The organism is Streptomyces sp. NBC_01410 (assembly GCF_045040195.1).
Classification (GTDB): Bacteria; Actinomycetota; Actinomycetes; order Streptomycetales; family Streptomycetaceae; genus Streptomyces.
On sequence record NZ_CP109530.1, the window covers coordinates 7,079,137 to 7,104,479 of the forward strand.

The 25,343-nt window shown below is 69.3% G+C and carries 17 protein-coding genes and 1 pseudogene; 11 read left to right on the forward strand and 7 right to left on the reverse strand.

From position 1 onward, the window contains the following. The first annotated feature begins 89 nt into the window (after nt 1-89). From OG741_RS32455 to OG741_RS32475, 5 genes and pseudogenes are all read left to right on the forward strand, one after another. Nucleotides 90-1,067, forward strand: coding sequence for a zinc-binding alcohol dehydrogenase (locus OG741_RS32455; protein ID WP_405603650.1), 978 nt, complete (start codon nt 90-92; stop codon nt 1,065-1,067). Nucleotides 1,068-1,130: 63 nt separating this feature from the next. Beyond that, the gene (locus OG741_RS32460) at nt 1,131-1,529 is read left to right on the forward strand and encodes a 6-carboxytetrahydropterin synthase (RefSeq protein WP_328666831.1); all 399 of its coding nucleotides are present in this window, start codon (nt 1,131-1,133) and stop codon (nt 1,527-1,529) included. Continuing rightward, the gene (locus OG741_RS32465; RefSeq protein ID WP_405603652.1) at nt 1,526-2,620 is read left to right on the forward strand and encodes a glycosyltransferase family 4 protein; all 1,095 of its coding nucleotides are present in this window, start codon (nt 1,526-1,528) and stop codon (nt 2,618-2,620) included. Before OG741_RS32460 ends, OG741_RS32465 begins: the two co-directional genes overlap by 4 nt. Next, nucleotides 2,548-3,456: a class I SAM-dependent methyltransferase gene (locus tag OG741_RS32470; protein ID WP_405603653.1), complete on the forward strand. Its 909-nt coding sequence runs from the start codon at nt 2,548-2,550 to the stop codon at nt 3,454-3,456. Before OG741_RS32465 ends, OG741_RS32470 begins: the two co-directional genes overlap by 73 nt. After that, nucleotides 3,453-4,280, forward strand: a pseudogene (locus OG741_RS32475) (lysylphosphatidylglycerol synthase transmembrane domain-containing protein); the annotation flags it as partial. The gene OG741_RS32470 and the pseudogene OG741_RS32475, both read left to right, overlap by 4 nt. Before the next feature lie 99 nt (nt 4,281-4,379). Here the strand turns inward: OG741_RS32475 and OG741_RS32480 are convergent. Together OG741_RS32480 and OG741_RS32485 are read right to left on the reverse strand one after the other, a co-directional pair. Further along, a complete protein-coding gene (locus OG741_RS32480) occupies nt 4,380-5,204 on the reverse strand; it encodes a RibD family protein (RefSeq protein ID WP_405603655.1) in 825 nt (274 codons plus the stop codon). Next, nucleotides 5,201-5,950 (reverse strand): creatininase family protein, encoded by a 750-nt coding sequence (locus OG741_RS32485; RefSeq protein ID WP_405603656.1) that lies wholly within the window; start codon nt 5,948-5,950, stop codon nt 5,201-5,203. The genes OG741_RS32480 and OG741_RS32485 overlap by 4 nt, the downstream gene beginning before the upstream one ends. A gap of 125 nt (nt 5,951-6,075) precedes the next feature. On the opposite strand from OG741_RS32485, the gene ribA reads away from it, so the two are divergent. The 4 genes from ribA to OG741_RS32505 all read left to right on the forward strand — a co-directional run bounded on the left by ribA (nt 6,076) and on the right by OG741_RS32505 (nt 10,167). Then, nucleotides 6,076-6,726: a GTP cyclohydrolase II gene (gene ribA, locus OG741_RS32490; protein ID WP_405603658.1), complete on the forward strand. Its 651-nt coding sequence runs from the start codon at nt 6,076-6,078 to the stop codon at nt 6,724-6,726. 530 nt (nt 6,727-7,256) lie between these two features. Next, entirely contained in the window at nt 7,257-8,489 is a 1,233-nt protein-coding gene (locus OG741_RS32495) for an ABC transporter substrate-binding protein (protein WP_405603659.1), read from the forward strand. Beyond that, the gene (gene ntrB, locus OG741_RS32500; protein ID WP_405603661.1) at nt 8,486-9,382 is read left to right on the forward strand and encodes a nitrate ABC transporter permease; all 897 of its coding nucleotides are present in this window, start codon (nt 8,486-8,488) and stop codon (nt 9,380-9,382) included. The genes OG741_RS32495 and ntrB overlap by 4 nt, the downstream gene beginning before the upstream one ends. Continuing rightward, complete coding sequence (locus tag OG741_RS32505; RefSeq protein WP_405603662.1) at nt 9,379-10,167, forward strand: ABC transporter ATP-binding protein; 789 nt, start codon at nt 9,379-9,381, stop codon at nt 10,165-10,167. The genes ntrB and OG741_RS32505 overlap by 4 nt, the downstream gene beginning before the upstream one ends. A gap of 382 nt (nt 10,168-10,549) precedes the next feature. Here the strand turns inward: OG741_RS32505 and OG741_RS32510 are convergent, their stop codons facing one another. From OG741_RS32510 to OG741_RS32525, 4 genes are all read right to left on the reverse strand, one after another. After that, nucleotides 10,550-13,429, reverse strand: a complete 2,880-nt coding sequence (locus tag OG741_RS32510; protein ID WP_405603664.1) for an NHLP bacteriocin export ABC transporter permease/ATPase subunit — start codon at nt 13,427-13,429, stop codon at nt 10,550-10,552. Between the two features lies 1 nt (nt 13,430). Beyond that, nucleotides 13,431-15,701: an NHLP family bacteriocin export ABC transporter peptidase/permease/ATPase subunit gene (locus OG741_RS32515; RefSeq protein ID WP_405603665.1), complete on the reverse strand. Its 2,271-nt coding sequence runs from the start codon at nt 15,699-15,701 to the stop codon at nt 13,431-13,433. After that, nucleotides 15,698-16,504 carry an HlyD family efflux transporter periplasmic adaptor subunit gene (locus OG741_RS32520; protein WP_405603666.1) on the reverse strand — a complete coding sequence of 269 codons (807 nt, stop codon included), beginning with the start codon at nt 16,502-16,504 and terminating at the stop codon, nt 15,698-15,700. Before OG741_RS32520 ends, OG741_RS32515 begins: the two co-directional genes overlap by 4 nt. A 142-nt stretch (nt 16,505-16,646) precedes the next feature. After that, a complete protein-coding gene (locus OG741_RS32525; protein ID WP_266483269.1) occupies nt 16,647-16,883 on the reverse strand; it encodes a type A2 lantipeptide in 237 nt (78 codons plus the stop codon). A gap of 613 nt (nt 16,884-17,496) precedes the next feature. Here OG741_RS32525 and OG741_RS32530 point away from each other — a divergent pair. Beyond that, the gene (locus tag OG741_RS32530) at nt 17,497-19,359 is read left to right on the forward strand and encodes a cellulase family glycosylhydrolase (RefSeq protein WP_405603668.1); all 1,863 of its coding nucleotides are present in this window, start codon (nt 17,497-17,499) and stop codon (nt 19,357-19,359) included. A gap of 70 nt (nt 19,360-19,429) precedes the next feature. Here the strand turns inward: OG741_RS32530 and OG741_RS32535 are convergent, their stop codons facing one another. Then, on the reverse strand, nt 19,430-20,389 hold the full coding sequence (locus OG741_RS32535; protein WP_405603669.1) for a hypothetical protein: 960 nt from the start codon (nt 20,387-20,389) through the stop codon (nt 19,430-19,432). 288 nt (nt 20,390-20,677) lie between these two features. Here OG741_RS32535 and OG741_RS32540 point away from each other — a divergent pair, with 288 nt between their 5' ends. Beyond that, nucleotides 20,678-25,327: an RHS repeat-associated core domain-containing protein gene (locus OG741_RS32540; RefSeq protein WP_405603670.1), complete on the forward strand. Its 4,650-nt coding sequence runs from the start codon at nt 20,678-20,680 to the stop codon at nt 25,325-25,327. Nucleotides 25,328-25,343: the final 16 nt, after the last annotated feature.

The following is a 25,343-nucleotide window of genomic DNA, read 5'->3' on the forward strand; positions in this document are numbered from 1 at the left end:
AGTGACAGAGTCGATCATTCCCGCGTACCGTGGCCGCGGCTTCAGCGACCAGTACGTTAATCACCGCGCGATCGTTCAGGAGGACGCCGATGCAGCGCGTCGCCCGTGCCTTCTGGCTCCGCTCTCCCGGCCACGGCGAGGTCCGGGAGGTCGCCCTCGCGGACCCCGCCGCAGGCGAAGTCCTGGTGCGCACGCTTTTTTCCGGCGTGAGCCGCGGCACCGAGACCCTTGTCTTCCGCGGGGGTGTGCCGGAGAGCCAGTACGGCGTGATGCGCGCGCCGTTCCAGGAAGGCGACTTCCCCGGGCCCGTCAAGTACGGCTATCTCAACGTGGGTCTGGTGGAGGAGGGGCCGGGGGAGCTGGTGGGCCGTACGGTCTTCAGCCTCTATCCGCACCAGACCCGGTTCGTCGTCCCCGCGAGTGCCGTCACTCCCGTGCCGGACAGCGTCCCCGCCGCCCGGGCGGTGCTGGCCGGGACGGTGGAGACCGCGGTGAACGCCGTGTGGGACGCGGCACCGATGCTCGGCGACCGCATCGCCGTCGTGGGCGCGGGCATGGTCGGCGCGAGTGTCGCCGCCGTACTCGCGCGGTTCCCCGCCGTCCGCGTCCAGCTCGTCGACGCCAATCCCGCGCGGGCGGACATCGCCAGGGCGCTCGGCGTCGACTTCGCGCTCCCCGAAGAGGCCGCGGGCGACTGTGATCTCGTCGTCCACGCGAGCGCCACCGAGGAAGGGCTGGCGCGCTCACTGGAACTCCTCGCCCCGGAGGGCACGGTCCTCGAACTGAGCTGGTACGGAGACCGGCGCATCAGCCTGCCGCTGGGGGAGGCCTTCCACTCCCGCCGCCTCGTCGTACGCAGCAGCCAGGTCGGCACGGTGTCCCCGGCCAGGGGTTCGCGCCGGACCTTCGCCGACCGGCTCGATCTCGCGCTCGATCTGCTCGCCGATCCCGCCTTCGATGCGCTGATCACTGCGGAGTGTGCTTTCGACGAGTTGCCGGATGCGCTGCCGAGGCTTGCTTCCGGCGATCTTCCAGGGTTGTGTCTGCGCGTACGGTACGACCGCTGAACAGGGCGGACCGATCGGCCGTACTACAGGTCAGATGTGCCACCGCACCTGGAGGGTCGTCCTTTGTTCAGCATCACCGTCCGTGATCACATCATGATCGCTCACAGCTTCAGCGGGGAGGTTTTCGGACCCGCGCAGCGCCTGCACGGAGCTACGTTCCTCGTGGACGCCACCTTCCGCCGTCCCGAACTGGACGCGGACAACATCGTCGTCGACATCGGCCTGGCCACCCAGGAACTCGGCACCGTCGTGGGCGCGCTGAACTACCGCAATCTCGACGACGACCCGGACTTCGCCGGCATCAACACCAGTACGGAATTCCTGGCCAAGGTCATCGCCGACCGCCTCGCGGACCGCGTGCAGGCGGGGGCTCTGGGCGAGGGCGCACGCGGACTGGCCGGGATCACGGTCACCCTGCATGAGTCGCATGTCGCCTGGGCGAGTTACGAGCGATCGCTATGAGCCGCTCGGTGCACATCGTCATGCCGGGCGGGGTCGACGATCCGGCCGCGCCCAGTGGCGGCAACATCTACGACCGCCGCCTGTGCCGGGACCTGCCCGGCACCGGCTGGCAGGTCCGGGAGCACACCGTCGCGGGCAGCTGGCCGCAGCCCGGAGCTGACGCCCGGGCCGAGCTGGCCCGCATCCTGGCCAGGGCCGCGGACGGTGCAGTCGTCCTCCTCGATGGACTCGTCGCCTGCGCCGTTCCCGACATCGTCGTCCCCGAGACCGGACGGCTGCGTATCGCGGTACTGGTGCACCTGCCGCTGGGCGACGAGACAGGGCTCGCACCGTCGCGGGTGAGTGAGCTCGACGCTCTGGAGCGCAGGACCCTGCGTTCCGTGCCCGCGGTCGTGGCGACCAGCGAATGGGCGGCCCGCAGGCTTGTGGCCCACCACGGGCTCGACCCCGGCCGGGTCCATGTCGCGGCCCCCGGCGCCGACATCGAGCCCCAGGCCGCCGGCACCGACGGCGCCTCGCGGCTGGTCTGCGTCGCCTCGGTGACCCCGCGCAAGGGGCAGCTCCGGCTGGTCGAGGCCCTGGCCGACGTCGCGGACCTGCCCTGGACGCTCGTGTGCGCCGGAGGCCTCGGCCAGGACCCCGCATACGTCGCCCAACTGCGCGCGCTGATCGAAAAGTCCGGCCTCGACGGCCGGGTGCACCTCGTCGGGCCGCAGAGCGGCGCGGAGCTGGACGCGACCTACGCCGATGCCGACCTCCTGGTCCTCACCTCGTACGCGGAGACCTACGGCATGGCGGTGACCGAGGCGCTTGCCCGCGGCATTCCCGTACTGGCGACGGCCGTCGGCGGACTCCCGGAGGCGGTCGGGCACGCGCCCGACGGCACTGTGCCGGGCCTGCTCGTACGGTCGGAAGACGCCGGGGCGCTCGCGACGGCGCTGCGCCGCTGGTTCGGCGACCCTGCCCTGCGCCATCGGCTGAGGGCGGCCGCGGGCGCCCGTCGCGCCGCGCTGGATGGTTGGGAGACCACGGCCCGCAATCTGGCGGGCGCTCTGGAACACGTCCGACTCGATCCCCGGAGGGCCGCGTGAATGCGACCGACGCACCCCGTTACGCCCCCGAGTGGCTCGAGCTGCGGGAGGGCGCCGACGCCGCCGCCCGCGCGACCGAACTCCTCGATCCGCTGCGAGACCGGCTGGCAGGCCACAAGGCCGGCGATCTGGTGATCCGCGATCTCGGCTGCGGCACCGGCTCCATGGGGCGCTGGCTCGCACCCAGGCTCCCCGGCCCCCAGCACTGGATCCTGCACGACCACGACCCCGAACTCCTCCGCCTGGCGGCCGCTCACACCCCCCGTACGGCAGCCGACGGCAGCGGCGTCACGGTCGCCACGGAACGCGGCGACATCGCCCACCTGACGGCTGACCTCCTTGCCAGTGCCTCGCTGGTGACAGCCTCCGCGCTGCTGGACGTACTCACCCGGGACGAGATCGAGGCGCTCGCCCGGGCCTGCGCCGGGGCCCGTTGCCCGGCACTGCTGGCGCTGTCCGTGGTGGGGCGGGTCGAGCTGACACCGTCCGAGCCGCTGGACGACCAGATCGCCGAAGCCTTCAACGAACACCAGCAGCGCGAGGGTCGGCTGGGGCCCGACGCCGTCACGGTCGCCGCCGAAGCCTTCGTACGGCAGGGCGCGACGGTACGGATGCACGCCAGCCCCTGGCAGCTCGGCGCCGACGACGCGCTGCTGACGGCGCAGTGGCTGCGCGGCTGGGTCGGCGCCGCCTGCGAGCAGCGCCCCTCCCTGGCCCCCCGCGCCCAGGCGTATCTGCGCCGCCGCCTGGCGGCGTGCGCGGCGGGCGAGTTGACGGTGGTGGTGCAGCACAGCGATCTGCTGGCACTGCCCAGCGCGACGGGTGGGAATTCATGAGCGGGCGGACGAGGGCCCGCATCGGCACGCTCGCCGGAGCGGGCATCCTGGCCGTGCTGGTGTGGCGTCTTGGCACCGGCGCCTTCCTGGACGGGCTGCGCAGGATCGACGGACCGACCCTTCTGGCCGCCCTCGGGCTGGGCCTGCTCACCACTGTGTTCAGCGCCTGGCGCTGGCGCCTGGTGGCCCGCGGCCTGGACATCCGGCTGCCGCTGGGCAGGGCCGTCGCCGACTACTACCGGGCCCTGTTCCTGAACGCGGCGCTGCCCGGTGGCGTACTCGGCGATGTGCACCGCGCGGTACGGCACGGGCAGAACACCGGTGACATCGGCCGGGGCGTCCGCGCGGTCGTCCTCGAACGGACCGCGGGTCAGGTCGTCCTCATCGCCGTCGGCGGGGTGGTGCTGCTCGCCCAGCCGTCCCCGGCGCTGACAGCGGCCCGCCACCTCGCCACCGTGCCGGTCTTCGCCGCGGCCGTCGCCGTCGCGGGCGCGCTGATGATCACGGTCGCCGTCCGGCTGCGCGGGAAGCCCGGCACCTCCCGCTGGCACCGGGCGACCCGCACGGCGCTGGCCGAAGCACGCCTCGGACTGCTCGCCCGCGCCAGCTGGCCGGGAGTGGTGATCTCGTCCGTCGCGGTGCTGGCGGGGCATCTGGGCATGTTCCTTCTCGCCGCCCGGGCAGCGGGGTCAACGGCTCCGTTCGCCCAGCTGGCTCCCCTGATGGTGCTCGCTCTGCTCGCCATGGCGCTGCCGCTGAACGTCGGTGGCTGGGGGCCGAGGGAAGGCGTCACCGCCTGGGCCTTCGGCGCCGCCGGACTGGGCGCCGCCCAGGGCCTGACCGTCGCCGTGGTCTACGGAGTCCTCACCTTCGCCGCGAGCCTGCCCGGCATCGGCGTGCTCCTCGGCCCCTGGCTCGCCCGTCTACGTCGCCCGCAGGTCGAGCTCGAAGAGCGTGTCCTCGCCGAGGAAGGCGCGTCGGACCGGTGGGCGAAGCGCCTCGCGCATCACCGGCCGTCCGGCGAAGCGCAGCCCGGGGATGCCGTCACCGATCAGGACCGGCGCCACGGTGACGTACAGCCGGTGCAGCGCCTGCTCGTGAAGGAAGCGCGACACGGTGACGCCGCCGCCCTCGATCAGCACCCGGCCGAGGCCGCGCCGCGCGAGCGAGTCCAGCAGGCGCCCCGGGGCGAACGCGTCCTGGTCCGGCAGGGTCAGAACCTCGACACCGGCGGGGACGGACTTGTCCCGGCCGCTGTCGGCGCCCACCACCCACAGAGTGGGGGCTGACCCATCGGTGAACACCCGGCGCCCCAGCGGCACCCGGCCGCGCGGATCGAGAATGACGCGCACCGGGTTGGCCCCGGCGCAGGCACGCACGGTCAGCTGAGGATCGTCCGCGACGGCCGTGCCCGCTCCGACGACCACCGCGTCGGCCAGGGCCCGCAGATGGTGCAGATGGCTGCGGTCCTCCTCGCCGGTGACATAGTCGGCGTCGCCGGTACGGGTCGCGATGAAACCGTCCAGGCTCTGCCCGAGCTGCGCGAATGCCACGCGCGGACCGGCCAGGCACAGCGGCAGATAGCGCTCCGCGAGCCACTCGGCCTCGGGCGAGGCGTCCTGCGTCCAGTGCCCGCCGCTCTTCGGGTCCAGGACCAGTCCCGCGGCCTCCGCGTCCGCCCCGGACCGTACGGCCCGCAGCCGCTTCCAGGCCTCCGCCGCGTCCAGCACACCACCGGTGCCGCTCATCGCGTCCCCCGCCCGGAGAGCAGCGAGACGTACTCACCGAAGGATTCGACAAGTGAGGCCAGCAGTTCCTTTCCCTTGTCGGCGGATGCCATGGACGGACGGCCGATGACTCCGGAGTCCGTGTATGCCTCCATACCGAGAGTGAGGAGATGCTTACGCTCGTCGGCAAGGAAATCAGATGTCTCAAAGCCGGGGCGGACGAGTTCGGGATGTGCGTGCAACAGGATGGATGTCTCCACTTCCCCCGCGTGCATATCACTGTGCGACGGGGTCTGCACACCGGCTCTGGCCCGGGCGGCGTCCCAGTCCGCCGTGCCCGGGAAAAGCGCCATGCGGATACCGTTGCTGTCGGATTCCTGAACCACATTGCGCAGTACGTAATTCCCCCCGTGCCCGTTGAGCAGAATGAGGGCGCCGATACCGGACCGGCTCAGCGAGTCGGCGATGTCCCGTACCACGGCGTTGAGGGTCGCGGCGGAAATACTGGCGGTGCCCGGCCAGGCGGCATGCTCGTGGGAGCAGGAGACGGTCAGCGGAGGAAGGTGGAGTACCCGATGAGCTGCGGCGACCTCACGCGCGATGGTGCAGGCGACGACCGTGTCGGTCACCAAGGGAAGATACGCACCGTGCTGCTCGAAGCTGCCGATGGGAAGGATGGCGATGTCGGCCCCCTCGGCCCTCACATCCTCCGTGGATTGCAACGGCAACAGTCCCGCTGCCTGCCGTGGCGTTCCCGAACTGCTCATGTCTTTCCGGCCTTTCGTCGTTCGCTCTGCGCGCCGATGGTCGAACGTGATGAATCGGGCGCCCAGTTGTGCCCTTCGTCATTTTCCCTCACACCACACGCAGTCTGCCAGATAGGATCGGGCGCATGACAGAAAGTGATGGCGCGTTCCGCGGAAGTGTTCGTCCATCAGGTGTCGAACGAGTGGTGGATGTCCAACTGTCCACCGTGCACGGCGATTTCGTCGCGATCGGCTACCTGGACCGCAAAAGCGGCGAGGAACAAATGGTGCTGGTATTCGGCGATGTCGAGCGAGAAGGAGCGCTTACCCGCGTGCATTCGGAGTGTCTGACCGGAGACGTCTTCGGTTCCAAACACTGCGAGTGCGGCGACCAACTGTCCGCCGCGCTGGGCGCCATCGTGCAGGAAGGGCACGGCATTCTCGTGTACCTCCAGGGCCATGAGGGGCGCGGAATCGGCCTGCTGGCCAAGCTCCGGGCGATGAAGCTCCAGGCGGAGGGCCTCGACACGGTCGAGGCGAACATCGCCCTCGGGCTCCCCGTCGACGCCCGCGACTACCAGGTGGCGGCGGACATCCTGCACGATCTCGGCGTCCAGTCGGTGCGGCTGCTGTCGAACAACCCGCTCAAGCGCGAGGCGCTGCTGCGGCACGGCATCAAGATCGCCGATCTGGTACCCCTGCTGATACCGCCGCGCGCGGAGAACAGGTCCTATCTGTGGACCAAGCGGGACCGCCTCGATCACTACCTGCCGCACCTGGACGGCGTGGCCGACTAGGTCCTGTGGTCAGCCGCCGACCGTGGTTGGCAAGGTGGCGTGAAAATGCCGATTGCACCGCGACCGGCGGCGGCCGGGCCGCGCAGGAGATCGCTGTATCGCGCGCCATGCGGTACGGGTCTTCCGGGCGCCCGAGCCCGAACAGATTGACCGCGAGGCTGTGACGGCAGCGCAAGGTGTCCGGGTGGTCGGGGCCCATGGCGCGCTCCCGCGCGTCGAGCGCACTGTGGTGCACATCTGATGTGCCTCGAAGTGGCAGCCCAACTGGCCCAGTGCGTAGGCCATTTCCCGGCCGGCTGCGAGGTGTGCCGGGGTGATCGGCACCTGCTGATGCTCGCGCGGGGCGTCGGCAGGCCGCCCGGTGTGGGGGGGCAAGACCCCGCCTTCTCCCGGCGCCGGAGCCTGCTCTGGAAGGCTCCGGCTCGTTTCGTCCACCTCACACTGCGTGCCCACGGGGCTGCGAGATGTGTGATTTGCGTCCTTGACATACGCGCAATTCCACCGTCGCCGGGCACCCATACCTTCTGGCCATGGACAACAACCTCGGGCGTAGGGGCTTCCTCCGCCTCTCTGGAACAGCCGCCCTTACCGCCTCGCTCGGCAGCGCGCTCACCGCGTGTGGATCGGCCGACAAGAAGTCCTCATCAGCCAAGCCCGGCCGTACCGTGCGACTCGGATTCATCGCGTTGACCGACTGTGCGCCCCTGGTGATGGCGGAGGAACTCGGGTACTTCGCCGAGCGTGACCTCAATGTTGAATTGATCAAGCAGGCCTCTTGGCCCGCCACCCGGGACAACCTGCTCAATGGGCAGATCGATGCCGCGCATGCCCTCTTCAGCCTCCCTCTGTCCGTTGCAACGAAGATCGCGGGCAAGGGTTCCACCGACCTCAAGATCGCCATGGTGCTGAACAACAACGGCCAGGCCATCACCCTCAAGAAGGACTTCGCCGACGCCGGCTACGCGGACCTGAAGGCCGCCAAGGCACTCCTTGAGAAGAAGTCCCCGACCCTGGCCATGACCTTCCCCGGTGGTACGCACGACACCTGGCTGCGCTACTGGCTCAAGGCGACCAAGGCCGATCTGTCGAAGGTCAAGATCGTTCCGATCCCGCCGCCGCAGATGGTCGCCAACATGAAGGTCGGCAACATGGACGGCTACTGCGTCGGTGAGCCCTGGAACGCCCTCGCCGTCAAGCAGGACATCGGCTTCACCCACATCACGACCCAGGACATCTGGCAGCACCACCCGGAGAAGGCCCTGGTCGCCGGCGCCAAGTTCGCCGCGGAGAAGAAAGACGTCCTGGCCGATGTGATGGGGGCCGTCCTCAAGGCGTGCAAGTGGCTCGACGACCTGGACAACCGGGCCAAGGCGGCGACGACGATCGGCTCCCCGCAGTACGTGAAGGCACCGGCCAAGGAGATCGAGGGCCGACTGCTCGGCAACTACGAGCTGGGAGCCGACCTGGGCGAGAAGAAGTTCAGCGGCGACCAGATGATGTTCTTCCGCGACGGACAGACCTCCGCGCCGCGGCGCGGGCACGCGATCTGGTTCATGAGCCAGTACCAGCGCTTCGGGCTCCTCAAGGAGGCGCCGCCGTACACCAAGATCGCTGACGAGATCATCCTGCGCGACCTCTACGAGGAGGTCGCCGGCAAGGAGGGCATCGACGTCCCGGCAGACGACATGAGCCCGTTCCACGTGAAGCTCGACGGCACGATGTTCGACCCCAAGAAGCCGCAGGAGGAGGCGAAGCGGCTATGACGAGCTCGCTGACGCATACGGACCAGGCAGAACCGGCTGAGGCGGAAGCCCAGCCCGGGCCGCCCGACCCCCCCGCCGCCTCCCGGTCGCCCCTCGGCGGCGGTTGGGTGAGTCGGCTTGCCGAGCTGGGCCGCGGCATCGGATGGGCCGTGCTCGGTACCGCAATCGTGGTGCTGCTGTGGCAGCTGGCCGCATCCCGGTCCACCGACGTCCCGGCCCCGCTCGACGGGGCACGGACGCTGGTCGACCTGCTGGGGGATCCGTTCTACGACAACGGCCCGAACGACAAGGGGGTAGGTCTTCAGCTGGCCACCTCGCTGCAGCGGGTGTTCACCGGCTTCGCTCTGGCCGCCGTGGTCGGGGTGCTGGCAGGGCTGCTCCTCGGCGCGAGCCGCCGGGCCTGGCTGGCATTCAACCCGGTGGTGCAGGTGCTGCGTCCCGTGTCGCCGCTGGCCTGGTTTCCGATCTGGCTGGCCGTGTTCAAGGACGCCTCCCAGGCCTCGATATTCGTGATCTTCATTACCGCGCTGTGGCCCACGCTCATCAACACCGCGGCCGGTGCGGCGGACATCCCTCACGATCACCGCAACGTCGCGCGGGTCTTCCGCTTCGGTCGCATCGCCTACCTGAGGCATGTGCTTGTGCCGAACGCCCTGCCGTCGATCATCACCGGTCTGCGGCTGTCGATGGGCATCGCCTGGATGGTCATCGTGGCGGTCGAGATGCTCTCCGGCAATTCCGGGATCGGGTTCTTCGTGTGGGACTCGTACAACGCCGGCAACCTCAGCTCGGTCGTCGCCGCGATCGTCCTCATCGGTCTTGTCGGTCTGATCCTTGACGCGATCCTGGTACGGCTCTCGCGCAAGGTGGCCATCGAGGAGGTTAAGTCGTGACCGTCGAGATCCGCGGGGTACACAAGTCGTTCCGCCGAAGGGGATCAGCCGCTCAGCATGTTCTACGAGGGGTCGATCTGACAGTCGAGGAAGGGGAATTCGTCTCCTTCATCGGTCACTCGGGCTGCGGCAAGTCGACGCTGCTCAATCTGGTCGGCGGACTTGACCGCCCGAATGCGGGTGAGATCGTCGTGGACGGTCAGGCCGTCACGGGGCCGGGTCCGGAACGGGCGATGGTCTTCCAGAACTATTCACTGCTGCCCAGGCTGAGCCTTCTCGCGAATGTGCGCGAGGCCGTCCGCGCGGCACGGCCGGACTGGTCCCGGACAAAGGCCGACGACATGGTCGAGCGGTATCTGACCGCCGTCGGGCTGTGGGAGCACCGCGACAAGCGCCCGGGCCAGGTATCGGGCGGCATGGCTCAGCGCGCCGCGGTCGCCAGGGCCTTCGCCGTGGGACCCCGTACTCTGCTGCTGGACGAGCCGTTCGGTGCACTGGACGCGCTCACCCGCTCGCGATTGCAACAACAACTCGTCGAGCTGTGGGGCAACGAGTCGGAGACCGAGAAGGTGCTCATGGTCACGCACGGGCTCGATGAGGCCATTCTGCTCGCCGACCGGATCGTGGTCATGTCCAACCCGCCGCAGCCGTCGGTGCGCACGATCATCCCGGTGCCCATCCCGCGTCCTCGGGACCGCGCGACAATCACCAACCACCCGGCATACGCCCGTACCCAGGAGCAGTTGGCCGACCTGCTGCTCGCCGACAACACGGCGGCCGCATAGCCCCGGCCGGTCCCCGGGCCGGTGCACGTCTGCCGAGCCATCTAGGGCCTGTCGTTTGGATCAGGCCCTAGGTCGTGTCTTCAAAGTCCCGTCTGCCTGGCGGCGTCTGGCACGCACGCTCGCTGCGTTGTCGTCAGTCGCCGATGCTCCGCGTGGGCTCCTTCCTCCGCCTTGCGATCGCACGCACCAGACGCCGCCAGGCCCGCCCTTCGGGCGGACGACGCTACTTTGAAGACACTCCCTAGGGGTGAGGTGGCCGCGGGTGGTGGTCTCAGCCTTGTCGCCTCCACGCGGGCTGAGACCACCGCCCGCGGCCACCTCACCGAACAACGCGGCATCGGGCACCGTCGCCGGTCCAGCCCGGTCCCGAACTGCTGTTGAATCACGTCATCTGGCGCTGTACCAGTTCGTGAAGGTGCCCGCCCACATGGGCGAGCAGATCGGACGGCCGGCCCTGCTCCACGATCCGGCCGTCCGACATCACGATCACGCGGTCGGCGTCCATCACGGTCGAGAGCCGGTGGGCGATCACGACGCGGCTCGCGCTCAGGCGGCGGGTGGACTCGATCACGATGCGCTGGGCCTCGTTGTCCAGCGCACTCGTGGCCTCGTCGAAGAAGAGGATGCGGGGGCGGCGGACGATGGCCTGGGCGATCATCAGGCGCTGGCGCTGGCCGCCCGATATCGCCCCGCCGCCCGCGATCATCGTGTGCAGGCCCATCGGCATGCGCTTGATGTCCTCGGCCAGGCCCGCCATCTCGGCCGCCTCCCAGGCCTCTTCCTGGGTGAAGGCCTCGGTGCCGCAGATGCAGTCCAGGATCGATCCGGTCAGCGGCTGTGCGTTCTGCAGGACGACTCCGCACTGGCGGCGTACGGCGGCCTGGTCCAGGGCCGCCAGGTCCTGGCCGTCGTACAGGACACTGCCCGAAGTCGGCCGGTCGAAGCCGATGAGGAGGCGCAGCAGCGTCGACTTGCCGCAGCCGCTGGGGCCGACGATCGCCACGAACTCGCCCGGCCGCACCTGCAGGGACACGTCGTCGAGGACGAGCGGGCCGTCGTCGGCGTAGCGGAAGCTGAGCTTTCTGGTCTCGATCCCGCCGGACAGGGTGCCGGGCTGGGCACTGGCCCCTCGGACCTCGGGAGCCTCTTCGAAGACCGGCCTGATCTGCTCGAACATCGGCAGTGCGGCGGCGGCCGACACCAGCACCCCCGACAGCTGGGTGACCGAGGTCAGCAGCATGGTCACGGAGGTGTTGAACGTCAGGAACTCACCCGCCGACATGCTCCCGCGCGCGGGACCGGCCAGCAGCATGAACATGGTGAGCGAACAGAGCGGCAGATAGACCGCGTCGAGGACCGTCGTCAGGTTCTTGATCCGCCCCGCCCGCTGCTGGAGTTCCCGGGAGCGGGCGAACTCCCGCGCCCACGCGGCGTACGCGAAGCTCTCCGCCGCCGCGACCCGCAGCTTGGGCAGTCCGCGCAGGGTCTGGAAGGCTTGGTTGTTGAGCTTGTTGCCGAGTTCGACCAGCTCCCGCTGCCAGCGCAGCTGCCACAGTCCCATCCCGAGGAACACTGCTCCGATGACGACCAGCATGGCGATGGCCGTGAGCGCCAGCGGCACGCTGTAGCAGAGCAGCAGTACGAGGTTCATCCCGCCGACCGTGCCCGCCTGCAGGGCCACCGGACCGATGCCGGACAGCAGCCGCCGGACGGCGCTCACGCCCATCGCCGCGCCGGCCAGCTCCCCGGTGGAGCGCTCGGTGAAGAACCGCGTCGGCAGCCGCAACAGCCGGTCCCACACGGCCGGTTGGAGCGCGCTCTCCATACGGCCCTCCATCCGCAGGACCGTGAGGTTCTGCAGCAGCATGAACGCCGCCGAGACGATGCCGGCGATCATCACGGCCAGGGCGACCTGGACGATGAGGCTCTTCTCGGCGGTCGGTACGTACACGCCGAGCACCTGGCCGGTCGCGATGGGCACCAGCGCGCCGAGGGCGACGGTCACCAGTCCGCCGATCGCCAGATTGCGTACGTCCGTTGCGGCACCGCGCAGGCTGAAGCGAAGGAGGCGCCAGGGGGTCATGGGCCGTTCCGGCAGCGGGCGGTAGAACATCACGGCGCGCGGCTCGAGTTCCTCCGCCTGGTTCTCGCCGATCCGGATGCGCAGGCCGGAGGCCGGGTTCACCGCCTCGTAGCGGCCGCGGCGCCACAGCAGGGCGACCGGGGCGCCGGACTTGGCCCAATGGCCCACCAGGGGACCGGTGTTCGTACGCCACCAGCGTCCCTCCAGCCGGACCGCGCGGGTGCGGATCCGGGAGCCGGTCGAGATCCGCTCGACGGGACTGACGCGGTCGTTGACCGGGCCGCTCTTCGGCGGCTCGGTGAGCGTGATCCCGGCGGCTTCCGCCACGCGCCGGCAGACGGCGAAGGTCGCGTCGTCGTCGGCCCCGTCCGCTCCGGCGGATGCCCGCCCGGCCCGCTCGGGCCTGCCGATGGAGGCCAGCAGCGCCTGGTCGGCCCGGGCCCGGACGGTCTCGCCCGCCTTGATGCCCGCGGCCGTACGGTCCTCGTGGGCGCGCTCAAGGGTCTCGATCCAGCGGTCCACCGCGGACAGCAGCCGGTACTGCTGGTTGACCATCTGCTGCCACAGCGCGGCGTCGACCAGCAGATCGCCCGCGGCCTCGGCGCTGTACATCGCGCCGTACTGGACACTGCCGGACGGCACCGGCATCCACAGGATGTCGTCGTCGGCCATGGCCTCGTCGGTGGCCCGGCCCTCCAGCGGAGCCTGGAACAGGACACCGAGGCCACGTCCGGTGCCGAGGGCGAAGGCGTGCTCCAGCGGGGTCGGCGCCTCGTACCCCGTCTGGTAGCCGGTCCCGTACCCCGTCGGATACTCGGACCCGTACGCCGGGTACTCGCCGCTGTGCTCCGGCCGGTACAGCTCCCGCAGCGGGATCCGGCGCAGCAGACAGTCCTGCGAGGGCCTGCCGAGCAGGGTGTGCCGGGGGCCCTCGACCGGGCCCAGCAGCAGGGTGCCCGCTTCCAGGCGGCCGAGGAAGTGCCAGTGCCCCTGCTGGGCGGCGTCGACCGCGAAGAGATCCAAAGTGCCGCCGACGACGAGCCACAGCACATGCGGCCCCTCCAGCGGCAGACTGCGCAGTCCCGTGCAGTCGACGGGCGCGCCCAGGCCGCCCAGGGCATGGGTCACCGCGTCGCTCTCGCCCGGTCCCACGACCGCGGCCGGGTGAACGGATGCCACGTCAGTGCTCCCTGACCAGCTGGGCGTACGCGCCCCCGGCGGCCACCAGGTCCTCGTGACGGCCGCGTTCGACGACCGAGCCGTGGTCGAGCACCACGATCTCGTCGCTGTCGCGCACCGTGCTCAGCCGGTGGGCGATGACGACGCAGGCACACCCGCGGCGCCGCAGATTGTCGATGATGATCCGCTCGGTCTCGGCGTCCAGGGCGCTCGTCACCTCGTCGAGCACCAGAATGCTGGGCCGGCGCACTAGCGCCCGGGCGATCTCGAGTCGCTGCCGCTGCCCGCCGGAGAAGTTGCGGCCGTCCTGCTCGACCCGGCTGTGGATGCCGTCGGGACGCCGTGCGATCACGTCGTAGAGTGCCGCGTCCTTCAGGGCGGTGACGACGGCGTCGTCCGCTATAGAGGGGTCCCACAGCGCCACGTTGTCCCGGACGGTGCCCTCGAAGAGGAAGACGTCCTGATCGACGAACGAGACCGATGCGGCAAGCGAGCTGCGGGAGATGTCCTCAAGCCGCTGCCCGTCGATGCGGATCGTCCCCTCCCACGGGCTGTACAGACCGGAGATCAACCGCGAGACCGTGGACTTGCCGCTGCCCGACCCGCCGACGAGCGCGACCTGCCGGCCGGGTCCGACCGTCAGGGAGAAGTCGCTGAGCAGCGGCTCGTCGAGCGGGCTGTAGCCGAAGGTGATGTTCTCCAGGGACACATGGCCCTTGAGCCTGCGCGTACTCGCGTCGGTCTCCCGGCGCGAGTAGAGCGAGTCCACGGGGAAGCTCTCGACGTCCTTGAGCCGGGCCACGTCGGCGGCGAAGTCCTGGATTCTGCCCGCGACGCCGTTGAGGCGTGTGATGGGCGCGGTGAAGCGGGTCACCAGCGCCTGGAAGGCGACGAGCAGACCGATCGAGATATGGCCCTCCACGGCCCGCAGACCGCCGATCCACAGGATCAGCGCGCTGTTGAGCGTCGCGAGGGACGGCGCGACGACGGCCAGGAACGCGCTCGGCACGCCGAGCCGTTGCTGTTCCTCCAGGGTGGTCGCGTGCTGGCCCGCCCAGCGGCGGAAGTATCCGTTCTCGCCGCCGGTGGCCTTCATGGTCTCGATGAGCTGAAGACCGGTGTACGAGGTGTTGGTCAGCCGGGCGCTGTCGGCGCGCAGCTTCTGGGTGTGGGTGGCCCGCAGCCTGATCACGATGCGCATCGCGACCACGTTGAGCAGGGCGATCCCTATGCCGATGACGGTGAGTTGAGGGTCGTACGTCCACAGGAGGAGGGCGTAGAGGATCACGACGAAGCCGTCCACGCCCGCGGCGGCCAGGTCCCGGGCGAGTGTTTCGGCGACCGCGTCGTTGGACTGGAGGCGCTGGACCAGATCGGCGGGGCTGCGCTGGGCGAAGAAGGTGACCGGCAGCCGCAGCAGATGCCGCAGGAAACGGGCGCTGCTGAGCGTGGACGAGATGATGCGGCCCCGCAGCAGGTTCGCCTGTTGCAGTCCGGTCAGCACCGCGGTCAGCGCCACCATCGCCGCCATCGACGCGAACAGCGGTCCGAGCAGCGAGGTCTGATTGCCGATCAGGAACATGTCGATGTACGTACGGCTCAGCGCCGGCACCGCCGCGCCGACCGCGACAAGCAGCAGGCTCGCCAGCAGCGCCGCGAGCAGGGTGCCTGTCGTGCCGCGCAGCCTCGCGGGCATCGCGGGCATGATCCCGGGCTTGCGGCCGCCGCGGCGGAAGCTGCCGGAGGGCTCGAAGATCAGGGCGACACCGGTGAAGCTGGTGTCGAAGTCCTCCGTCGCCACGAAGCGGCGGCCCTTGCCGGGGTCGTTGATGTGCACGCCCCGGCGGCCGAACCGCCTGCCCATGCCGTCGTAGACGACATAGTGGTTGAACTCCCAGAACAGGATCGCGGGCGCCCGCATCCCGGCGAGTGCCGCGGGTTCCATCTGCATGCCGGTGGCCTGGAGTCCGTAACTGCGCGCGGCCTTGAGGATGTTGCTGGCTCGCGAACCGTCCCGCGAGACACCGCACGCGATCCGCAGTTCCTCCAGCGGCACATGCCGTCCGTAGTGTGCGAGCACCATGGCGAGCGAGGCGGCGCCGCACTCCAGAGCCTCCATCTGGAGCACGGTCGGCGTGCGAACGGTCTTCTGCTTCGCCCGCTTCTCGGCCTTGGGACCTCCGCGGCGAGCGCCGCCGCGTCGCGGTGCGGGCGCGCTCTCGGGGCGGTGCCGGCCGCGGCCCGCCGGAGGCAGTTGCTGCTGCGTGGTCATGGAAGCAGCCAATCGATCGGATGCTGCCGGGCCAGGCGGACGGAACCGGTGGCCAGGGTCATGGAGTCGACGGCGTACGGAGGGCCCTGCGAAGTGGACCAGGAGTAGCCGGACTTGGTGCCCGACGACGCATCGAGCCTGACCAGGACCTCGACGGGCTGGCCCGCCCTGGAGAACTGCTCGCCCAGCTGGCTGCTGCCGAGAAAGCCGGTGATCCGCTGCCGGGTCTGGGCCGTCCGGCCGACCGCCTTCACCCGGCCGCGCAGCACTCCGTACTGCTGTGTGGGCACCGACTGGACCGTGAGATCCACCGTCGCACCCACGCGCACGGGGGACGCGCTGTCGGCAGGGACATACAGAACCGCCATCAGGGGGTCGTCGGCCTTCTCGACGCGCTCGACGGCCGCCATGTCCGCCCCGGTGGTGACCACCGAGCCGATCGTCGCGACCAGCGCTGTCAGCCGGCCCGCGGCGATCGTACGGACGACGGTGCTGCCCTGGGACGTACGGACCTTCACCAGGGGAGCGTTGGCGGGAACCCTCGCGCCCTCTTCGGCCAGCACCTCGGTGACCTGGCCCGAGACGGGGCTCTGGAGGACATAGCTGCCCTGGGCGTGCGTGAGGATTCCGGGCGCGCGAAGGGTCGAGGTCACGGTGCCGGTCACGGCCCATACGGCCGCGGCGATCATGACGACGACCGTGACGGCGAGTACGAGCCGGCCGCGCGGCCGGGCGAAGCGCACCGGCAGATCGATTTCCTCGGGCGACTGGAGTTTGGAAAGGGCCTGTTGGCGGAACTGCACGGACACTCCTCGGGGGGCGGCGACCGAATGCCCCGGACCCGTGGGGGATCCGGGGCACGTGGCCGGCCGGTCGGCAGGGAGGGGAAGCCGACTTGCCGTAGTCACCGCGACTGCCTGTGCCGCCCGGCGGCACAGAACCGGCTCAGAGACCGGCGGCCAGGCCCGTGATGCCGGAGGTGTTCAGGCCGGTGACACCCTCGGCGGTGCCGACCAGGGAGCCGACGGTGCCGGACGCGGCGTCGACGATGCCGGAGACGGGGACGAGCGAGTCGGCGGTGCCGAGGACGGCGCCCGCGGCCTGGCCCACCAGGCCGCCGGACACGTTGTCCAGGTCGGCGTCGGAGATTACCTGGGTCTCAACCTGGGGGGTGGAGTTCATGATGAGCTTCCCTTCGCATGGCTAACTCGAATTTCTGCGACCGCGTCTTTCGACTCTCCCGCAGTGCGAAGGATCAAAGCACGCAGGCGTGTTGCGCAGCTAATCGGACAGCGTCGGATCAAGGTGCTTCCGGCCCGCTGAATTACGTCGCGTGCACGGGCGTCCATGGGTTGGTGCCATCTTCTTCACGTATTCGCCGCGCCTCAATTCCGATGCCCGGGTGCCCCTTTGGCCGAGGGGAGGACATTCCGCACCAAACAACGGACCAGCAGGTCAGCGCCGGGTTGCGGTGCCGAGGCTGTGTGGCGCCTGGGTATTCGGTGTGCAGATTCGCCGAAGAAAGCTTCCTTGTGTCAGGTGGTGCGCGCACCGCCGACGTCCATGTGTAGGGAGTGTTTCCTTCGGGTGTTCACAGGGTGTTCAGCGCTGCAATCGGCACGGCATTACGGGGGAAATGGTCCGGCCCCCCGGCAGAAGCGGAGATAACCGTATAACGGAGGTGCGCCCGACGCGAGCGGAATGGTCGATTCCGGCGCATACCACGGCGTTTGGCGGTACTCGACCGGGCTTGGGCCATTGACAGTCTGACGGCGCGTCAGGAACGGTTGTGGGCATGGCGATGATGCGTGCGCGTCTGTTCGGTCTGCTCGTCCTCATGACCGCGTCCCTGACCACGGGAGGCACCATGTCCGCCGCCGCGACCCCGCCCGGATCGCTCTGGTTCGACGAGCAGGCCGCCGGCGCGTTCACGGTCGACCGCGGCCGCTTCACCGACGGGCTCGGCCGCGAGGTGGTGCTGCGCGGATACAACGTCTCCGGCGAGACCAAGCTGGAGGAGAACGGCGGACTGCCCTTCGCGTCCGTCGCCGACGCCGAGAAGTCCGCGACAGCCCTGCGCAGGCTCGGCGGCGCCAACAGCGTCCGCTTCCTGCTGTCCTGGGCCCACGCCGAACCCGTCCGCGGCCAGGTGGACAGCGCCTATCTCGCCGCGGTCACCGCGCAGATGCGCGCCTTCCTCGCCGCCGGCATCCGCGTCCACCCCGACTTCCACCAGGACCTGTACTCGCGGTATCTGTTCAACTCGGGCAGCTGGTACACCGGCGACGGCGCCCCCAAGTGGGCGGTCGAGGCCGGCGGCTATCCACGGGAGTCCTGCGGGATCTGCCTCTTCTGGGGCCAGAACATCACCCAGAACGAGGCCGTGAAGCGCGCGGCGTACGACTTCTGGCACAACCGCGACGGCGTCCAGGACGCCTTCCTCGCCACCGCCCGGACCACCATGGCCTACCTTGCCGACCACCTCACCGACGCGGAGTTCGCGGCCGTCGCGGGCTTCGACCCGTACAACGAACCCCACGCGGGCTCGTACGACACCGGCCAGACCAGCCGCACGTGGGAGCGCGACCTGCTCTGGCCCTTCTACGAGAAGTTCCGCGCCCGCATGGACGCCGCGGGATGGCAGTCCAAGCCCGTCTTCGTGGAACCGAACCTCTTCTGGAATGCCAACCTCTCCTTCCAGAAGCAGGAGGGCGGCCTCCTGGACGCGGGCACCATCGGCCCGCGCTATGTCTTCAACACCCACTTCTACGACCAGAAGGCCATCTCCGGCGTCTTCATGTGGGGCAAGGCCGCCGACGGGCAGTACGCGCGCGACTTCGGCGCCGTCCGCGACCGCGCGGCGGGCACGGGAACGGCGGCAATCGTCAGCGAGTTCGGCCATCCTCTGACCGGGACGGTCTCCGACAAGGCCCCGACCGTCTACAAGGCGATGTACCAGGCCCTGGACTCCAGGCTGCCGGGCGCCACCTGGTGGTCCCGGCCACAGGACTCGGGCCCGGTCCTGTCCGGTACGCAATGGCAGTGGGACATCTACAACGGCCGCCACCACGAGCTGATGAACGGCAATCCCGACAAGGTCCGCACCACCGGCGACGCCTGGAACGACGAGGACCTCTCCGCCGTACGCCTCGACGACTCCGGGACGCCGGTCCTGCGGCAGGACGCCAGACTGCTCGACCGCCTCTATCCCAGCGCCACCGCGGGCCGCGCCCTCGCCTTCACGTACGAGGACCGCTCACGGGACGGATCGGCCACCCTCACCTGGAATCCCGTACCGAAGTCGCTCCCGCGCGTCCGCGAGCTCGTCGGCTCCGGGCAGTACGGCCTCCTGCTGTGGCGCTCGGACGGCGGCGCCGCCCCCACCGAACTCCACCTCCCGGCCTCCTTCGAGACCGCCCGGACCACCGTCGTGTCCGACCTCGGTACGGTCAGCGGCCTGCCGTCGTACGGGTCGGATGTGCCGATCGCGGTGGCCCCGGAACCGGGCGGAACGGGCAGCCGCCGCCTGCTGCTCACGGCCGGGAGCGCCGACGCCCTGCACTATGCGCTCGTCACCAACGGGGCGACGGCGCCGTCGTCGGAGCTGCTGAGTGCGGCGCGGGCGGAACTGGCGGGGTGGGCGGCGGGGCGCGACTGAGGCCCCGCCGCTGCGGGCGGTGCCCGCACTCAGGCCGTGCGCCAGCGCTGGACGGTGTCGCCGTCCACGGTCAGCCACGTGCCGTCACCCAACGCCAGGGGGTCGAAGCAGCTCGTGCCGGGTAGTCGAGCTCGGCGACCGGCTGGAGGGTACGGCCGTCGAGGATCAAGTGCCGGTTGGCTACCGCGTCCTGGTCTTCGGCGATGGCGGCCAGGACGCGGTCCGCGTCCAGGAATCCGGGGCGGTAGCCGACGAAGCGCAGGTCCTCGGGCAGGACGTCCTCGGCGTCGACGCTGACATCGGACTGCCCGGCCTCGTACCGGCTCAGCCACTCCCCGCCCACGTCCAGCTTGAGGAACGCGCCGTTCATGCTGAGCCCGGCGAACGGCTCGTCCTCCAGGCCGACCGGCTCTGCCCGGAGGGCCTCGTCCTCGAAAGTGACCGCGAGGGAGAAGAACGTGTCGCCCTGTGCCGCGTCGAGGAACATCTGCGCGGGGTCGGTGTGGGACTGCTGAAAGATGTAGCCCGCAGACGCGGACGGCAGCACGGTCTGCGTGACGCGCCGGCCATCGGCCAGGTCGAGGGCGACGCACAGGTCACCCCGATACGAGCCGCCCGCCTCCATGGGACCGGCCATCGTGGCAAGGAGTCGACGCCCTGACGGATCGGCGACGCAGGCACCGGAGGCGATGTGCTGGTCGGCCCAGGGCTCGTGCTCGTACGCCCAGCGCACCCGTCCGTCCGCGTCGTAGACGGTGACGACGCTGCTGCCGCTGACGGCGAGGCCGCCGTCCGGCAGCGGCGAGGCGAAACCGTGGCTCCGACCGGGCTGCGGGGAGGGCCAGCGGTGTTGCCCGCTGAAGACGCGCGACGGGTCCTCGTCGACGCGCCCCACGACGATCTCGCTCGCGGTCTCAGACACCAGCCAGGTCTCGCGGTCGCGCACCAGCCAGGCGTCGTTGCGGTGGAGGCCGAGTCCCGGGAACTGCCCTTGGGCGATGAGTTCAGCGGCAAGGTGTGTGTATTCCATATGCAGTGTCTACCTCGGGGAGTGTCGTGCGAGCCCGTCCCTGTTGGGCACGTACCTCTTTGCTGAGCAAGAGCCTTGTCCTGCCCTCCCCTTGCTGCGTTCTCCATGCTCGTGGGCCGTTCCTCGACTACGCGCCCCTGTCCTCAACAGCGCTCATGCAGGTTGACAGGGAACCGACTGGAACCGACGGGGCGTCACATGTCAGAGTGATCATCGTATGATCGGATTGCATGTGGGAACGGGGGCTGTTGCGTCGTGGGGTACACGATTCCTGAGGGTGTCGACACCATGCTCGATGTCGTCGGTGTGGGCTGGCCCAACGTCGACGAGGACGCGTACCGCGATATGGCCGACTCGTTGCGGGAGTTCGCGGACGACGCGGACGAGGATGGCCATGCCGCGCATCAGCATGTTCAGCGGTTGCTTTCCAGTGGGCAGAGCGAGTCGCTGACCGCGCTCGACAAGCACTGGTCGAAGGTGAAGGGCAAGCACAAGGACCTGGCGAAGGCGGCGCGCATCGTTGCGGGTGCGCTGGACCGGGTGGCGGACATCATCGTGGCCCGTAAGATCGCCGCGGTCGGTGAACTCGCCGACCTGTGCGCCACGGTGGGCATCACGCTCGCGTTCGCGCCGGTGACGGCCGGTCTGTCGACACTCCTCGCGGGCGCGAAAATCGCGGCCACCCGGATCGCGTTCAAGAAGATCCTGAAGGAGATGGCGGAGGAGGCAGTCGCCGAGATCGTCGCCACCCTTACTGCGCCCGCCGTCGCCGCGATCGAGAACGTGGTGGCGGACCTGGCCATCCAGACCGCGATGAACGTCGCCGGAGTGCAGGACGGCTACGACACAGACCAGACCGTGCAGGCCGGCAAGGAAGGCCTCCAGCTCAACTCCGCCTCTGGGCCGGGAGGCCCGGGACCCGGTGGCGGGCCGGTGATTGACCACGACGCCCACGGCAATACAGGCATGCACCTGGCCAATGTGCAGATCTCGATGCGCACCAAAGCCGGAGGCAAGCTCGGCAAGGCCAAGGGCCACCACGGCCGAGCCAAGGGCAAGGACGCGCTGACTGCTGTCCTCGACACGACGATCGAGGGCGTCACCGAGAAGCTCGGCAAGGCGCTCAAAGACCTCGGCGAGCACGTTGGCACGACCCTGCCCAAGGCCATCGGTAAGAGTTCGAAGACCCACAAGGAGACAGACCAGGACGCCCACGACGGCATCCGCAAGGTCAAGGGCGGTGACCGCAAGGAACAGGGCGGCCTGGACGGGCGCATAGGGAAGTCGGGCGCTGCCCGCCCCCGCCCGAAGTCCATGCGGGAAGCGGTCGAGCGGGCGCGCGAACTGGCGATGTCCCTGTTCAAGCGGCGGTGCAAGACCGACCCCGTGGACGTCGCGAGCGGGGAAATGGTGCTCTCCCAGACGGATCTGGCTCTCCCCGGGGTCCTGCCGCTGGTGTTGCGACGTACACACATATCCAGCTACCGCTTCGGCCAGTGCTTCGGCACGAGTTGGGCCTCCACCCTCGACGAACGCCTGGAGCTGACCGCGAGCGGCGCGGCCTGGGCACGGGACGACGGCTCGGTCCTGGTCTATCCGCAACTCCCCGCGGAGAACGGTCAAGAAGTCCTGCCGCTGGAAGGCGACCGGCTGTCGATCACCTTTGTCGAGCGCACCGCGCTGGGCGACGCGACGTACGCCGTAGTCGACCCCCACTCGGGTCTGACCCGGCGCTTCACGGGCAATCCCTACCAGGGCGGCGGCCTGTACTGGCTGAACGAGATCGAGGACCGTAACGGCAACGCCGTACGCATCGGCCGGTCGGAGGACGGCCTGCCGGTGATGGTGCTGCACGAGGGCGGTTACCGCGTGGCCCTCTCCTCGGACCCCGCACTGGGCCGCGTCACCGGGCTGGAGGTACGAACCCCGGACGGCCCGGTCGAGATCGCCGCATTCGGCTACGACAGCGACGGGAACCTGGAGTCGGTCGCCAACTCCGGCGGAACACCTCTTCGGTTCACCTACGACGACGAGCGGCGCATCACATCGTGGACCGACCGCAACAGCTACACGTACCAGTACGTCTACGACACGGCCGGCCGCGTGGTGCGCACCATAGGCCCCGACGGTGCCCTGTCCTCCCACTTCTCATACGACACGGCCAACCACGTCACCCGGTTCACCGACTCCACTGGTGCGGTCACCGTGTCGTACCTCAACGAGCTTGGACAGGTGATCGCGGAGACCGACCCCCTCGGGAACACGGTCCGCCGGGAATGGGACCGGTACGACAACCTTCTCTCCCGCACGGACGAGCTCGGCAACACCGCCGAATTCACTTGGGACGAGCGCGGAAACCTGCTGTCGATACGGCAGCCGGACGGCGGCACGTCCTCCACCGTCTACAACGAGTTCGATCTGCCCGAACAAATCGTGCACCCGGACGGCTCCATGTGGCGGCAGGGCTACGACGACCGTGGAAACCCAATCTCCCTCACAGCCCCGGACGGCGCGGTCGCTCACTACCGTTTCAACGCCCAGGGCGCGGTGACCGAGCACGCGGACCCGCTGGGGGCCGTCGAGCGACTCACCTACAACAGCGTCGGCGTCGCGCTCACGCTCACCGACCCGCTCGGACACAGCAACATCGTCGTCCGGGACGCGTTCGGCCGCCCGGTCCGCGGCACCGACCCCAACGGGGCAGTCACCGCCATGGAGTGGACCCCGGAGGGGTGGCTCTCGCGCTGCGTAGGACCTGACGGCGCCGAAGAGTCATGGACCTGGGACGACGAGGGCAATTGCCTGTCCCACACGGATCCTCGGGGGGACACGACCAGGTTCGAATACACACACTTCGACCGTCTCTCGGCCCGCACCGGTTCCGACGGAGCACGGTACGAGTTCGCCTACGACACCGAGTTGCGGCTTACTGAAGTGCGTAGTCCGCAGGGTTTGACTTGGACCTATGCGTACGACGCCGCAGGAAATCTGGTCTCCGAGTCCGACTTCGACGACCGTGTTGTCACGTACGCGTACGATGCCGCGGGGCGGCTCGTCTGCCGCACGACACCGCTGGGTGACCGGATCACCATGGCGTACGACATCTGCGGCCGTGTCGTCTCCAAGGACGTTGCCGGGCAGACCACCCACTACACCTATGGCGCGGCCGGAGAGCTCCTGAGCGCCGTGTCGCCGACGTCCACAGTGGAGTGGCAGCGCGACACCGTCGGGCGGGTGGTGGCCGAGACGGTCGATGGCCGGACCATGTCCTTCGAGTACGACGAGGCCGGGCGGCGTATCCGGCGTACCACTCCCACGGGAGCCGTATCGGATTCCTGCTACGACGCGGCGGGCAATCGCACCTCGCTCACGAGCGGGGGTCACATGCTGTCCTTCACACACGACCCGCGCGGACGCGAAATCACGCGGACCATCGGCCGGACCGAAGAGTCGCTCAGACTCACATCGTCCTGGGACCGGGCCGGACGCCTGGCTACTCAGGCGCTTGCCACCGCCGAGCAGACTCTGCGTGCACGCGCGTACGCGTACCGGGCCGACGGCTTCCTCGAAAGCATCACCGACGAGCTGACCCGCGCGAGCAAGCACTTCGAACTCGACCCTGTGGGCCGCCCGACGCGCGTGACGGCGGAAGACTGGACGGAGTCGTACGCGTACGACCTGGCGGGCAATCAGACGTCGGCCACATGGCCGGACCGTGCCCGGCGGACCGAGAGCAGGGGTGAACGCACCTTCGAAGGGACCCGGCTGCTCTCCGCCGGCGCCGTACGCTGCGACTACGACGCCGCCGGGCGCACAGTGTCGCGGCAGCGAACACGCCTGTCCCGCAAGCCGGACACCTGGCAGTACTCCTGGGATGCCGAAGGCCGGCTGGTGGGCTGCCGTACGCCCGACGGGTCACTGTGGAAGTACGCCTACGATCCGCTCGGGCGCCGGACGGCCAAGCACCGAATCGCCGACGACGGCAGTACTGTCCTGCATTCCGTCCACTTCACCTGGGACGGGACCCGCCTGGCCGAGCAGACGGACACTGTCAACGACACGACGCTCACCTGGGAATACGACGGGCGGGTACCTCTCACCCAGTTGGAGCGCCGCGCAGTGCACCGGGCGCCAGCCGGAGACGATGTCGACTCCCGGTTCTTCGCGATCATCACCGACGTGATCGGCGCTCCGAGCGAACTCGTCGACGAGGACGGGAACATCGCATGGCAGACCCGGACCACCTTGTGGGGGACCACGATGTGGAACCGCGCTGCGGTCGCCTATACGCCACTGCGCTTTCCCGGCCAGTACGACGACGCGGAGACGGGGCTCTACTACAACTGCTTCCGCTATTACGACCCCACGACCGCCCGCTACATCAGCCCGGATCCGCTCGGTCTCGACGCGGCGCCGAATCCGGTGGCGTATGTCCCCAATCCGCATATGTGGATGGATCCCGAGGGGCTGATCGCCAAGGGATGCACCGAGAGCGGCGGCTGGTACAGCGGGATGCAGCCCGCCAACCTGAAAAATCCGGACGGGAGTCGCCGCACCGATGTGGAGATGGAGATCAACCACATCCCGGCCAAGAACTCCTATGCCCACCTGGATGAACCAGGGTTCAGGACGAACTCGAGCGGCGGCGGGGCAGGCATGGGCCCGTCGATCAGGATGGAGTACGACGATCACCGTGAGATGACCAGCACCGGATCCAGTGACAGATCGGTCAGGTGGCGTGCGAGGCAACGCAAGCTGATCGACCAGGGGCGCTGGGACAAGGCGATGATGATGGACATCAGGGAGTGCCGCCGGAAGTTCGGCGACAAATACGACCAGCACATCGCCGACATGATCGCGAGTCTCGAGAACAACAGGAAGTTCCAGAAGATGCTCGAGAAGCGCGGTTGGACGATCGACTACAACATTCTGAAATGACCTGGAGGAGATGGCC

What these genes read in the sequence shown, in the direction of transcription:
- OG741_RS32525 (WP_266483269.1), bottom strand. Translation starts at nt 16,883, where the DNA reads ATGAACTCCACCCCCCAGGTTGAGACCCAGGTAATCTCCGACGCCGAC.
- OG741_RS32530 (WP_405603668.1), top strand. Translation starts at nt 17,497, where the DNA reads ATGGCGATGATGCGTGCGCGTCTGTTCGGTCTGCTCGTCCTCATGACC.
- OG741_RS32480 (WP_405603655.1), bottom strand. Translation starts at nt 5,204, where the DNA reads ATGAGCGGCACCGGTGGTGTGCTGGACGCGGCGGAGGCCTGGAAGCGG.
- OG741_RS32495 (WP_405603659.1), top strand. Translation starts at nt 7,257, where the DNA reads ATGGACAACAACCTCGGGCGTAGGGGCTTCCTCCGCCTCTCTGGAACA.
- OG741_RS32540 (WP_405603670.1), top strand. Translation starts at nt 20,678, where the DNA reads ATGCTCGATGTCGTCGGTGTGGGCTGGCCCAACGTCGACGAGGACGCG.
- ribA (WP_405603658.1), top strand. Translation starts at nt 6,076, where the DNA reads ATGACAGAAAGTGATGGCGCGTTCCGCGGAAGTGTTCGTCCATCAGGT.
- OG741_RS32515 (WP_405603665.1), bottom strand. Translation starts at nt 15,701, where the DNA reads ATGACCACGCAGCAGCAACTGCCTCCGGCGGGCCGCGGCCGGCACCGC.
- OG741_RS32455 (WP_405603650.1), top strand. Translation starts at nt 90, where the DNA reads ATGCAGCGCGTCGCCCGTGCCTTCTGGCTCCGCTCTCCCGGCCACGGC.
- OG741_RS32485 (WP_405603656.1), bottom strand. Translation starts at nt 5,950, where the DNA reads ATGAGCAGTTCGGGAACGCCACGGCAGGCAGCGGGACTGTTGCCGTTG.
- OG741_RS32465 (WP_405603652.1), top strand. Translation starts at nt 1,526, where the DNA reads ATGAGCCGCTCGGTGCACATCGTCATGCCGGGCGGGGTCGACGATCCG.
- OG741_RS32535 (WP_405603669.1), bottom strand. Translation starts at nt 20,389, where the DNA reads ATGGAATACACACACCTTGCCGCTGAACTCATCGCCCAAGGGCAGTTC.
- ntrB (WP_405603661.1), top strand. Translation starts at nt 8,486, where the DNA reads ATGACGAGCTCGCTGACGCATACGGACCAGGCAGAACCGGCTGAGGCG.